A 12,659-nucleotide genomic window follows, 5' to 3' on the forward strand; every position below is an offset into this window, starting at 1 on the left:
TGACTGGTCCCGTGGCGAGTACTAGCGGATCTGGGCGGGAGCGGGGCGGCGTGACCGGGCCGGCCGGGTCACGCGGCGGTTGAGCAGGCGCATGCCGGGCACCTCGACCCAGCGGTGCAAGGCGTAGGCCAGCGCGTAGGAGACCAGCAGCAGCACGGCCACGATGCCCAGCGCCGGCCACAACGCCCACGGCCCACCCAGGTCCAGCAGCTCCACCGCCGTCACGATGACCGTCAGGTGTACCAGGAAGAAGGCGTAAGACACCTCGCCCAGATGGACCACCACCGGGTGCCGCCACGGTGAGCGTTCGCCGCGCAGGTCGGCCACCGCGGCGGCCGGGATGAGCAGGGCGGTGCCGACGACGGCGGCCGCGGTGTCCCGGGTGACCGCCGGTAGCCAGCCCACGGCCAGGTAGTTGGCCGCGAAGATGGCGGTGGCCACCCGCAGGCCGGGCCCGCGCCACGCGCCCAGCAGCACCAGCCGGGCCAGCACGATACCGAGCGTGAACTCGGTCATCCTGGTCACCGGGAAGATGTACACGAACCAGCGCTCGTGCTCGGGCACCACCGCGACCTCCGCGATCCACGGCATCGCCCAGGTCAGCGCGACCAACCCCAGAGCCGCCGGATACAACGCCGCCGGGCCCAGCCGCCGCAGCAGCGCGTGCAGCAGTGGAAAGCACAGGTAGAAGAACATCTCGCAGGACAGCGACCAGCCCACCGGATTGACGCCCAGGTAGACGAAGTCCTGTGTGTACCAGCCGTGCAGCAGCACCGCGCTGGCGCCCAACGGCTCCCAGAAGATCGGCGGTATCCGGTCGGTCACGCGCAGCGACAGCACGGCCAGCGCGAGCGCCACGAGGTAGGCCGGGTAGATGCGGGCGACCCGGCCCTGCCAGAAGCGCAGCGGCCCGCGGTCCGGCCGGGCCGACCAGGTCAGTACGAAGCCGGAGAGCACGAAGAAGAACGCGACACCCAGGTCACCCGCGTCGAACAGCAGCTGTGCGCCGCGCCGCGCGATCGGGTCGGTGAGCTTGACCAGCGAGTACGCGTGGAGCCCGAAGACCCCGAACGCGGCCACGAAGCGCAGCCCGGTCAACGAGGGCAGTCGGGACACAACGCGCGACTCTACCGTCGCGACCCTGCGCCGGCACGGCGACCAGACGTAGAAGGAGAGGCCGCCACGGGGGAAGCGGCCTCTCCACCTACCAGGTTACCCCGCTTCCGGCGTTCGTGGGTGCCCGCATTTCTTGAGCCGCCGCTCAGTTGTCGGGTGCCCGACAGACCGAGCCCGAGCTGGCCTGTCGGGCATCCCGCGAAGAGACCCCAGTGGCTAGAGTGACCAGCCGAAAGACCCAAAGTCCGAGCACCACGGCGAACGGGAGGGCCGGGTCACCGTGTCCGACGAGGCCGCGCCCCCCGCCGTGGTCCGGCGCCTGGGCCGGGAGTACGGCTGGCTGCTGGCCGCCGTCGGCCTGGCCGCGCTGGTGCTGGCGTGCTCGGTGCCGTTCGTCACCGGGGTCGGCATGAGCTGGAACTCCGGCGACCCCTTCGCCGCACCCGAAAAGCCCGCGCCCGCACCGGTGACCACCCCGACCGCGGCACCCGAGAAAACGCCGGCGCCATCGCCGTCACCGTCGAAAGCCGCCTCCCAGCGACGGCCCGCCGCACCGCGCACCAGCGCCCCCGCGCCCCGGCGCACGACGGCGGCACCACCCCCACCCGCGGCCGCGCCAAGGGCAGCGGTCGCGGTCGGCCCGGACGGCGGCGGCATGGGGCTGTGGCAGATGCTCCGCGAGTACTGCACGGTCACCTACCGCACCGACGAGGCGCAGCTGCGCCACGGCACCGGTCAGGCCGAAAACAACTGGGAGTGCCGGCGCCGCGGCGACAACCCGCTCATCGACATGAACGCCGCCTGCCGCCGAAAGTACGGCAGCGCCGCGTTCGCGCAGTTCTCCAACCGCAACGACGCCTTCTCGTGGCGCTGCTACCGCCGCTGACACGCGCGCGGCCCGCCGGGCGCCGCAACCGCCGCCGCCAGTAACCGTCCACGTCGGACACCGCCAACAATGGAGCCGGGCGAGTGGCATCTCGTGCCACCCGCCCGGAAGTGTGTTGTGGGGTGGTGGGCCGGACCGGACCGCTGCGTTGGCCAGTCCGGCCGGCCCACCACTGGCTGGCCTGACCGTGGGAATCAGGCCGCCCGCTGGCCTGACCGTGGGGGAATCAGGCCGTCTTTCCGGCCCGATTGTGGGGATCGGGCCGTCTATGGGACCGGAACCCGGGTGGGTGAGAAGGAGAAGAACCACCCACCCGGGTCGCTGTCCGGGGTCAGTCCCCGATCAGCCGGTCATAGTCGTGCAGTGCCATCGCCACGTCGACCTGCGCCCAGAAGCGGTGGTAGTTGAACGTCGGAGCTTGACCACCTGCGAGGAACGCCTGCACCTTCGGCCAGTCCTGGTCGTCCTCGAGGAACGAGCGGATGCTGAGGAAGGTGCTGTTGGAGTTGATCGGGTCGCCGTTGGGCATGGTGCCGGTGAAGCCCGGCGGGATGTACAGGCCCTGGCCGGTCGAGGCGTTGTAGGCGTCGTCGAACCGGTTGTAGTCGGCCTTGGTCTCCGGCACCGAGACGCCGCGGGCGTCCTTGCGGGCCAGCACGGCGTCGAGCAGCGCCTTCGCCGTGGTCTGCGCCTGCGTGTTGGCCGCCTTGGCACCGTAGTAGATCAGCGTGCGGGCGTAGGCACCGGTCACACCCACGTCCTGCGTGTGGTCCACGACGGACACCCGCAGGCCGCTGTTGTTGACCGAGGTGGTGCCGGCCTGCCAGTTGCCGCCGGGCTGGCCGGTCCAGCTCAGCGTCGACGGAATCTGGTAGTTGGTGCCGCTGACCGTCGTGTTGGCGATGGCCCACGCGACCCACTTGTCCAGCAGCGCCTTGGCACGCGCGTTGCCGGTCTCGTAGTAGTACTCCGCGACCCGCTCCATGGTCCACGCCTGGAAGCCGAACCACTGGTTCGACGGCGGGTCGTGGTAGACCGGCTTGACGTCGTACACCATGCCGTAGAACGTCGGCGCGCCGGCCGGGCGGGCACTGTAGTTGCCGTTCCAGCTGTTGGTCGCGCCACCGGCGATGGCACCGTCAGCCGACTGGAGCCAGGTGTAGAAGTCGATCTGCCGGGTGAGGCTGGTCGCCCAGTCGGTCTGCGCCGTGGACGACCGCGGGGTCAGCTCCGGAGTGGTGGACAGCGCCCAGGCCGCGAACGGGTTCTGGTAGCCGCCGTGGTTGTGGCTGGAGCCGATCCGCCACGCCCAGTCGCTGCTGCCCTGCGGGCCACCCCACGCGGAGTACCAGGAAAGCAGGTAGGTCGCGCTGCTCTTGCCGGTGCCCGCGGTGCAGGACGGCGAGGCGCAGCCGGGGTTCTTGAAGTACTTGTCGTACATCGCGTACCGCAGGTAGTCACCCATCTGCGCGGCCTTGGTGATGGTGGCCGAGATGTCCGCCTGCTTGCCCTGCTCCTTGGCCCACTTCAGCGCCCAGTACGCCGCCTGGATGGCGCGCGCGTCGGCGTCGGGAGCGCTGGTGTAGCGCCACTGCCGGGTGTACGACGAGTCGCCGATGAAGATCGGCAGGTAGCCGCTGGGGCCACCGAAGTTGAACGTCTCGCAGGACGGGTGCGGCACGGTCTCGAAGACCGACTCCTGCGGGCCGCGCTGGTAGGTGTTGATGTACGCCGGCTTGGTGGTGCGGTCGCCGCACTTGCCGAAGCCGTACACGTTGTCCACGTCGAGCAGCCAGTGCATCACGTACATGCGGTTGTTGCCGTACGTCTGGGTGAGCTCGTTGTACAGCGGGTCCTGGCCGACCCGGACCGTGGAGTCCAGCTTGCCGCCGGTCCCCGGGTACTGGCTGGGCAGGTTCGCCTCGGGCGCGTAGTCGGCCGGGTCGTTCGGGTTGTAGCCACCCTGCGTCTCGGACGGGATGATGTAGGTCTCCATGACGCGCCAGGCGTTGTTGAACGGCGCCCAGTTCTCCGTCGCGCGGCCGTACATCGCCTCGAGCGACAGCCAGTAGCTGAACGCCTCGGACGTGGTCTCGTGACCGTGGTCGGGCGCCTCGACGATCAGCGTCTCCACCGAGTGGTACGGCACGCCCTCAGGGCTGAAGTACCCGTTCGCCGGAGCCTTGATCTTGTTGTACAGCTCGAGGAACTCCTCGGCGTACCGGCCCGGGTTGGTGGTGTTCTCGTCGTCCGTCACGGTGACGGACGTCTCCGCGGGGGTGTGGTTCGCCGCGCTGGCCGTGATCGTCGCCGTGTCGTTGTTGGCGTCCGCGTCCTGCGCCGCGTTCACCGGAACGTTGACACCGTTCTGCCAGTTGGCCGGCGTGAGCGTCACGCTCGTCGCGCCGAGCGTCACGTCCGCGTCACCGGTCTTGCTGAGCGTGACCGGCACGTTGGCGGTGGGCGCCGCGCTGAGCTTCACGTTCAGCTGCGAGCTGCTGCCCTCGGCGATGCTGAGCGTGGCCGGCGTGACGACACTGGCCTGGCCGGTGCCGCGGACCGTGAAGGCCCGCTCGGCGGTGGCGGTCAGCGGCGTGGGCGTGGCGTTGTCGTACGCCCGGGCCTGCACCGTGTAGTCGCCGACCGGCAGGCCGGTCATCACGTAGCTGTAGGGCGCCGCGGTGTCGGTGTTGACCAGCAGGCCGTTGCGGTAGAACTCGACCTTGCTGACCGCGCCGTCGTCGCTGGCGTCGGCGCTGACCGTGACGTCGGCCGGCGCGTTGAACGACGCGTTCGCCGCCGGGCTGGTGAGCGCGACGGTGGGCGCCTGGTTGACCGCGCCGCCGCAGGCGGTGCCGTTGATCGTGAACGCGGTCGGCTTCGCGTTGGTGCCCGAGTACGAGCCGTTGAAGCCGATCGAGATCGAGGCGCCGGTGGCCAGGTTGCCGTTCCACGGCATGTTGGTGGCGGTGACGTTGGCGCCGGACTGCGTCCAGTTCGCCGACCAGCCCTGGGTGACGCGCTGGTTGCCGGGGAAGGCGAAGCCGAGGTTCCAGCTGGTCAGGGGGTCACCGATGTTTCGGATCGTCACGCTGGCGGTGAACCCGGTGCTCCAGTCGTTGGTCGTGTAGGTCACGTCGCACTGGGTGGCGGCGTAGGCCATCCCGACCGGCACGCTCACCATCCCTCCCGCGACCAATGCGCCGGCGGCGATCATCGCCACCCGACGTTTTCTTGCGGTGAGCTTCATCGTGGAGTGTCTCCTCGCGGACCAGGCCGAGCTAGCTCGGCTGGCGCCTTCTACGCGGTGGGGTAAGCGGCGCGCAGGGCGGAAGGCGCGTGTGGGGTCGTGGGGGCATCCCGTCCCGGACCGGGTAGCGAGCATGGCGCTCGATCCGTTCACATTTGGGGCGCCGGTTTCCTCAGTCGGATGCCCTCGGCGGCCCGCGCTCGCGCGGTTGTGGCTCCCTCACGCGATGTTTCGACAGTCTTGCATGGGAGCGCTCCCGCAGCAAGTGGGAGCGTTTTTGTCTTCGCTCCAGTGTGGTCAAACGGCCCCTGACCTGCCGATCTAGCGGCACCGCGGGGTTTCGCGAACGTTGGCCCGGTGTTTCGATCTTGTTTTGGGTCTTTCACAAAGCCGTAACGGGTACTACAGTTCAGCCAACGTCGATGGGAGCGCTTCCATTGATGTCGATGCAAGTAAGCGGGGGACAACACTACAGGGGAAGCCGCCAGCACCATCGGCGGACCCACAACCGCTCAGCCGCAGAGCTGGTGGCGGGCCAGCCCGGACTCCGCCACCAGCGTCTCACCCCCCGGTCGAGAGGAGGTGGAACCAGAGCCACTCGCGTGGCCCGGCTCCCGCGCGACATGCGCGACGAGGAGGGAAGATCCTCTCGCGCGTGTGTAACTGATGGTGGGGACGGGGGTTGCCCTCCCCGTCCCCACACCCACTCAGATAGAAGATAAACCCCACCGTCAAATGGGGTAATCGGTCGTCGGGTCAGGCGTACGGCGCCCGACCGGTCGACCTGCTCTAGTCAAGACTGCTTTCCAAGACGGCATCGGACCCAACGGACCCATGCTTCACCGCACCGCCGTCGCGCACCACTCCGACGCCGTCCGCCGACCTCATCGGCCGGTCAGCGCGGACCGGCTCCGCCGACCGCCTGTGCTACACCTTCTTGCCCGCCTCCGCCCGACACGCTCGGCACCGACACGCCAGCGGGAGGCCGACACGCGCTGCATGCATCCGACGACGGTCCGCGTGCACGGACCTGGTCGGAACGGCCTTCCCGAACCTGAGCGGGCGGGCGCGGCTCCGGCCGGGTGATGTGGACGATCCTTCGACCGCATCGCCACCCGATCACCCCATTTCCATCCGCCACGATCCGGGTTAGCCTTGGGAGCGCTCCCAGACCAAGGGGGATGGGCCACCACCGAGGAGACCCGAACATGTCCGTACCGACCGAGACCACCGCTGGCGCTACCCCGACCGCAGATTCGGCCAGATCGGCCCTGCTCCGCGGCGTCGAGCCCGACGATCTGTCCCGGGACCCAGCGGTCGACGCTCCGCTCGGCCTGGCGTTCCCGGACGGCTTCGGATGGGGGGCCGCGACATCGGCGTACCAGATCGAAGGGGCGGCGAAGGACGACGGCCGCGGTGAGTCGGTGTGGGACACGTACAGCCACACGCCGGGCCGCACCAAAAACGGCGACACCGGCGACGTCGCGGTCGACCACTACCACCGCTACCCCGAAGACCTCGACCTGATGAAGGGGTTGGGGCTGCGGTCGTACCGGTTCTCCATCTCGTGGTCGCGGGTCCAGGCCGACGGCACCGGCGAGCCCAACCAGCGCGGCCTCGACTTCTACCGCCGCATCGTCGACGGTCTGCTGGATCGGGGCATCGAGCCGATGGCCACGCTCTACCACTGGGACACGCCGCAGGCGCTCCAGGACCGCGGCGGCTGGGAGTCGCGCGACACCGCGTACCGGTTCGCCGAGTACGCCGAGCACGTGTTCGCCGCCCTCGGCGACTCCGTGCCGGTGTGGCTGACCATCAACGAGCCCAAGACCGTCGTGCAAAACGGGTACATCACCGGTCACCACGCGCCGGGCAAGCGCGACGAGCCGCTGGCCTACCAGGTCGCCCACCACCTCCAGCTCGGCCACGGCCTGGCCGTGCAGGCGCTGCGCGCCAGCGGCAGCAAGTCGCGGATCGGCCCGGCGTTCAACCTGCACCCCTGCTACCCGGCCGACGACTCGGCCGCCGCGGCCGCCGCCACGCGCCTGTTCGACGGGTACGAAAACCGCCTCTACCTCGACTCCGCGCTGCGCGGCCACTACCCCGAGGACGTGCTGGCCGACCAGGGGCCGGACAGCCCGCTCGTGCGCTCGATCCGCGACGGCGACCTGGCCATCATCGCCCAGCCGGTCGACCTGCTCGCCGTGCAGTACTACACGCCCATCTACGTCACCGCCGACGGCGGCACCGAGCAGCGGCACGCGACGACCGAGGCATTCTGGCAGCAGATCTACCCCGACGGCATGTACGACATCCTGACCCGGGTCACCCGCGACTACGGCCCGCTGCCGATCACCGTCACCGAAAACGGCCTGCCCTGCCCCGACGTGCTCGGCCCCGAAGACGACATCGACGACGTGGAGCGGGTCGCCTTCCTGCGCGACCACTTCGCCGCCGCGCACCGGGCGATCACCGACGGCGTGCCGCTGGAGAGCTACCACGTGTGGTCGCTGCTGGACAACTTCGAGTGGGACCAGGGCTACGACGAGCGGTGGGGCCTGGTCTACGTCGACTACGCCACCCAGCGGCGCATCCTCAAGCGCAGCGCCCTCTGGTACAAGCGGGTCATCGCCGACAATACTGTTTGATCATGAGAGACAGCGTCACCAAGAGGCGGGTCAGCGAAAGCGAGCTGGCCCGCCTGGTGTCATATGCCTTCGGCCCCACGGCGCGGGCGACCGCGTGGCGCGAGTTCGAGGGCGGCACCTACAACGCGGCATACGCGGTGACCCTCGACGACGGCCGCGAGCTTGTGCTCAAGGTGGCCCCGCCGCCCCACCTCAAGCTGCTCACGCACGAGGTCGACCTGATGCGCACCGAGGTCGACTTCTACCGGCGGGCGGCCGCGGTCGGCGTGCCGGTGCCCGAGGTGGTCTACGCCGGCTTCGAGCGCGACCTGCTCGGCACCGACTTCGTCTTCCTCAGCCTGGTGCCCGGCACCGACCTGCACTCCCTTGTGGACGGCCTGCCACCGGCCGAGGTCGCCGCGGTGCGCGGCCAGGTCGCCGGGCTCACCGCCCGTCTACACACCATCACCGGCAGCGGGTACGGGTACCCGCTGCGCGACAGCCGCACCTGGCAGTCGACCTGGCGGGGCGCCTTCGGCGCGATGGTCGACGATCTGATGGCCGACGCGGCGCGCCTCGACAAGCCGCTGCCCGCGCCACCGGAGCGGATCGGCGGCCTGCTGCGGCGGCACGCCGACGTGCTCGACGAGGTGACCCGGCCGGCGTTGGTCCACTTCGACCTGTGGGACGGCAACGTCTTCGTCCAGCGCGACCCCGACGGCTGGCGGGTCACCGGCCTCATCGACGGCGAGCGGGCCCTCTGGGGCGACCCGATCGCCGAGCTCGTCTCGCTGGCGCTGCTGCGCGAGCCGGAGCCGGAGCTTCTGGCCGGCATCGAGCTGACCGCGGGCGCCCGGCGGCGGCTCGACATGTACCGCACCTACCTCTACGTCATCATGGCGATCGAGGGAGCCACCCGCGGCTGGTACGACGCGGAGCGGGTGAAGTTCGAGACCTGGCTAGCGGAACGTATCGACGCACAGTTGGCGTTGCTCTGAGGATCGACCACACTGGTCGGCATGACATTCGCCCCCGGGCTGCTCCTGCACGACCGGTACGCCGTCGTCGAACAGATCGGCGTCGGCGGGATGTCCGAGGTCTGGCTGGCCGTTGACCAGGTGCTCGACCGCCCGGTAGCGGTCAAGGCGCTGACCGCCACCTTCGACGACGAGCCCGATCTGTTCGCGGCGACGTGGCGCGAGGCCAGGGCGACGGCGAAGCTCACGCACCCCCACGTCACCCAGGTTTACGACTACGGAGAGCAACGGCTTGGCGACGGCTCGGTGGTGCCATACCTCGTGATGGAGCTGCTCGACGGCCGCAACCTCGCCGACCGGCTGACCACCGGCCCGCTCCCCTGGCCCGAGGCGGTCCGCACCGCCGCGCAGGTGGCCAGCGGCCTCGCCGCCGCCCACCGGATGGGCGTCGTGCACCGCGACGTCAAGCCCGGCAACGTGATGCTCACCGCCACCGGCGCCAAGGTGCTCGATTTCGGCATCGCCGCGCTGGCCGGTTCCCGCCCCGAGGGCGACGGCGGTTGGCTGGTGGGCACCCCGGCGTACGCGGCGCCCGAGCGGCTCGACGCGGGCCCGCCCGACCCGGCCGACGACGTGTACGCGCTGGGCGCGCTGCTCTACGAGGCACTCGCCGGCCGCCCGCCGCTGCCGGTGGCCACCTGGGACGAGGCGGAGGAGGCACACCGCCGTTCGCCGTCGGTGCCCCCGCCCTCGGTGCCCGGTCTGCCGTCCGCGGTGGCCGCGCTGGTGCTGGCCTGCCTGTCCCGCGATCCCGACCGCCGCCCCCGCGCGCAGGAGGTCGCCGACGCGCTGGAGGCGGCCATCCCGCCGGAGCGCAAGGCCCCGGCGGCCGGCCCGGCGGACGCCCGCCGCCCCGTGGACCGCCGCATGGGCGACGCCCGCCGGCCGGGTCCGCGCTACGCCCGCGGGGTCGCCGCCGCGGCGCCCATGCCGGCCGCACCACCGGCCGGCCCGCGCACGGCCGTAGGGCGCCCGCTGCCACCCGCTCCCCGCGGCGGTGGCCCGGGCGCACGGGTCGAGCGGCGGCGGCGAGGCCTCCGGCCCACGCTCATGATCATGACCGGCCTGCTGCTGGCCGGCGGCCTGACCGCGGCGGCGATCGCCTCGTTCGCGCCGACCGACAACCCCGGCGCGGCCGGCCGCCCACCCGGCGGCGAGTCGGTACGCACCACTCCCCCGCGCACCACCGCGCCGGCCACACCTTCCCCCGCCGACCTCGTCGCCCAGGTCGACCAGACGCTGGAAAGCGCGATCGCGGCCGGCCGCATCGACGACGACGCGGCCGACGACCTGCGCGACGGCGTCGACGACCTGCGGCAGAGCCTCGAAGGCGGCGACCCCGACGAGCTCCGCGACTCGGCGGCCGACCTGCTGGAGCAGATCAACGACTTCAACGAGGGGTCGGTCGCGCAGGAGGCCCGCTTCGACCTGACGCTCGCGCTCGACCCGTTGCTGCGCAACAGCTGAGCCCCCGTCCGCGGGCGTCGATCCGATAGCGTGTGGCGCTGTGGGATCGGGCGATGTGGTCACGGCCGTGCTGGCGGCCGTGGCCGGCGTGGCAAACCTGGCGCTCGCCGCCAAGCTGGTCGTCGCCAGCCGCGGCGGGGCGATGCCCCGGATCTTCGGCCGCCCGCAGCCCCTCCCCCGCCTGCGGGCCGTCATGCACGCCTGCCTGGGGCTGGGGATAGGCGTCGGCTGGTTCGCCAAAGACATCTTCGCGCCCAGTTCCACCGGCGACACCGTGGTGTTCAACGCGGTGCGGGTCCTGCTCGCGCTCGGCATCGTCACGGCCCTGCTGACCGCCTTCCGGTACGCCCGCGACCCCCGTGCGAAGGCCGCCCGCTAGCGCGGTGGCCACAAACGTTTGGCCGGCTTTCGCCGGCCCGGGTAAGGGTTTGGGCACCGCACTAGAGACCTTTCGGGATCAGGGTGACGCCGTCGTGGTGTGCCTCAAGCTTGGGTTGCCCGGGTCCGTGTCAGCGGCGGACCGCTGCTCCCGCCGGAGTACGCGCGGGTCGGCGGCGAGCTGGCGCTCGCCGAGATCCCCGACCCGCGCTGCCAGGTCCGCGCCCCAAGCCCTCTGGGCTGGACCCTTGTCGGAGGGGTGCCGGGCATTTCAGCCGTCCGCTGACCCGACGCCCCTGACGCAGCGTCACCAGCCCGGGGGTCGGAACTTCGAGATCTAGGATTGTGGACATTCCTTGACCCTGGAGGGTGACCGGGACCGGGCAAATTCGACCTTGAGGAGCACCACCAACGGTCTCACCCTGACCCAGAAAGCTCTCTAGTGCGATGGCCTGCCGCAAAGGGCCTGGACAGTCCTTAAACTACATAGGTAGACTGTGGGCGTGGAGGCACTCGGGCGGATCGGGAAAGCCACCGTCGACGTGCTCGGGGTGCTGCTCGACAGCGACGGGCCACGCTGGGGGTTGGAGATCATCAAGCTGACCGGGCGGCCGTCCGGGAGTGTGTACCCGTTGCTGGAGCGCCTGGAGCGGGCCGGCTGGGTGACCTCGCACTGGGACGACGACAGTGACCGGCGGGGGCCGCGCCGCCGGATGTACGTGCTGACCGCCGAAGGCGCCACCGAGGCCCGCCGGGTGCGTGCCCGCGCCGCCGCAAAGCCTGGGTGGCGGCCGGCCGCCGCACCGTCATGAGGGCCGCGCTCCTCGTCGTGCGCTGGGCGGCCGCCCTGCTGCCCGACCCCGAGCGGCGGGCCCGCTATCGCGAGCAGTGGGAGGCCGACGTGCGGGGCGCGGCCGACCTCGACATGTCACCGCTCCGGGTGGCGCTGGGAGCCGCCAGCGCCGCTGGACGCATTACCGCTATCAGCTCGAAAGGAACCCGCATGCTACCTATCGGTCCCCTGGCCCTCGCGATGCGCCTCGTCGGCGGTGACGTCCGCCGCCGGGCGGCGGCGCTGGCCGCGCTGTCCACCCTCACCCTGCTCGGCGGCATCCTCCTGCTGGTCACCGGCTGAGCGAAAGCCCGGTCACCGGCTCAGCGAAAGCCTGGTCACCAGTTGAGCGAAAGCCTGGTCACCGGCTCAGCGAGGCCCGGTGACCAGCTCGGCGACGACGAAAGCGTGACCGTGCCGGCGGGTCGGCAAACCCGCCGGCGCGGCGGACTCAGGCGGTGACCGCGGTCTTGAGGTCGTCGGCGCGGTCGGTGCGCTCCCAGGTCAGCTCGGGCAGCTCGCGGCCGAAGTGGCCGTAGGCGGCGGTCTGCCGGTAGATCGGCCGCAGCAGGTCCAGATCCCGGATGATCGCGGCCGGACGCAGGTCGAACACCTCGCTGATCGCCTTCTCGATCCGGTCGACCGGCACGGCCTCGGTGCCGAACGTCTCCACGAACAGACTCACCGGGTGCGCCTTGCCGATCGCGTACGCGACCTGCGTCTCGACCCGCTCGGCCAGACCCGCGGCGACAACGTTCTTGGCCACCCACCGCATCGCATACGCCGCGGAACGGTCCACCTTGGACGGATCCTTACCCGAGAACGCGCCACCACCGTGCCGGGCGTAACCACCATAGGTGTCCACGATGATCTTCCGACCGGTCAGACCCGCATCACCCATCGGACCACCGATCTCGAACCGGCCGGTCGGGTTCACCAACAACCGGTAACCCTCGGTCTCCAAGCCCAGCCCCTCCAACTCCGGGGCGATCACGTGCTCACGCACATCCGGGGTCAGCAGCGACTCCAGCGAAATGTCCGCCGCGTGCTGGCTGGAGACCACCAC

The 12,659-nt window shown here is 70.8% G+C and carries 10 protein-coding genes; 7 read left to right on the plus strand and 3 right to left on the minus strand.

All coding sequences use genetic code 11. From position 1 onward, the window contains the following. Positions 1-21 precede the first annotated feature (21 nt). Positions 22-1,116 (minus strand): acyltransferase family protein, encoded by a 1,095-nt coding sequence (locus tag ACTMTJ_RS39210; RefSeq protein ID WP_441223811.1) that lies wholly within the window; start codon positions 1,114-1,116, stop codon positions 22-24. A 280-nt stretch (positions 1,117-1,396) separates the two neighbouring features. On the opposite strand from ACTMTJ_RS39210, the gene ACTMTJ_RS39215 reads away from it, so the two are divergent. Further along, a complete protein-coding gene (locus ACTMTJ_RS39215) occupies positions 1,397-2,002 on the plus strand; it encodes a hypothetical protein (RefSeq protein ID WP_441223812.1) in 606 nt (201 codons plus the stop codon). 331 nt (positions 2,003-2,333) lie between these two features. On the opposite strand, the gene ACTMTJ_RS39220 is transcribed toward ACTMTJ_RS39215, so the two are convergent. Beyond that, positions 2,334-5,252 (minus strand): glycoside hydrolase family 48 protein, encoded by a 2,919-nt coding sequence (locus ACTMTJ_RS39220; RefSeq protein ID WP_441223813.1) that lies wholly within the window; start codon positions 5,250-5,252, stop codon positions 2,334-2,336. Between the two features lie 1,208 nt (positions 5,253-6,460). Here ACTMTJ_RS39220 and ACTMTJ_RS39225 point away from each other — a divergent pair. The 6 genes from ACTMTJ_RS39225 to ACTMTJ_RS39250 all read left to right on the plus strand — a co-directional run bounded on the left by ACTMTJ_RS39225 (position 6,461) and on the right by ACTMTJ_RS39250 (position 11,896). Then, the gene (locus tag ACTMTJ_RS39225; protein WP_441223814.1) at positions 6,461-7,900 is read left to right on the plus strand and encodes a GH1 family beta-glucosidase; all 1,440 of its coding nucleotides are present in this window, start codon (positions 6,461-6,463) and stop codon (positions 7,898-7,900) included. A gap of 2 nt (positions 7,901-7,902) precedes the next feature. After that, on the plus strand, positions 7,903-8,877 hold the full coding sequence (locus tag ACTMTJ_RS39230; RefSeq protein ID WP_441223815.1) for a phosphotransferase family protein: 975 nt from the start codon (positions 7,903-7,905) through the stop codon (positions 8,875-8,877). Positions 8,878-8,898: 21 nt separating this feature from the next. Further along, positions 8,899-10,383, plus strand: a complete 1,485-nt coding sequence (locus tag ACTMTJ_RS39235) for a serine/threonine-protein kinase (protein WP_441223816.1) — start codon at positions 8,899-8,901, stop codon at positions 10,381-10,383. A gap of 40 nt (positions 10,384-10,423) precedes the next feature. Then, complete coding sequence (locus ACTMTJ_RS39240) at positions 10,424-10,762, plus strand: hypothetical protein (RefSeq protein ID WP_441223817.1); 339 nt, start codon at positions 10,424-10,426, stop codon at positions 10,760-10,762. A 502-nt stretch (positions 10,763-11,264) separates the two neighbouring features. Further along, positions 11,265-11,573, plus strand: coding sequence for a PadR family transcriptional regulator (locus ACTMTJ_RS39245; RefSeq protein ID WP_441223818.1), 309 nt, complete (start codon positions 11,265-11,267; stop codon positions 11,571-11,573). Continuing rightward, entirely contained in the window at positions 11,570-11,896 is a 327-nt protein-coding gene (locus ACTMTJ_RS39250; protein WP_441223819.1) for a hypothetical protein, read from the plus strand. Before ACTMTJ_RS39245 ends, ACTMTJ_RS39250 begins: the two co-directional genes overlap by 4 nt. Positions 11,897-12,044: 148 nt before the next feature. Here the strand turns inward: ACTMTJ_RS39250 and ACTMTJ_RS39255 are convergent. Beyond that, positions 12,045-12,659: methionine adenosyltransferase domain-containing protein (locus ACTMTJ_RS39255; RefSeq protein WP_441223820.1), on the minus strand; the 615-nt coding region annotated here is incomplete at its 5' end.

This window comes from Phytohabitans sp. LJ34 (assembly GCF_052068095.1).
Lineage (GTDB): Bacteria > Actinomycetota > Actinomycetes > Mycobacteriales > Micromonosporaceae > Phytohabitans.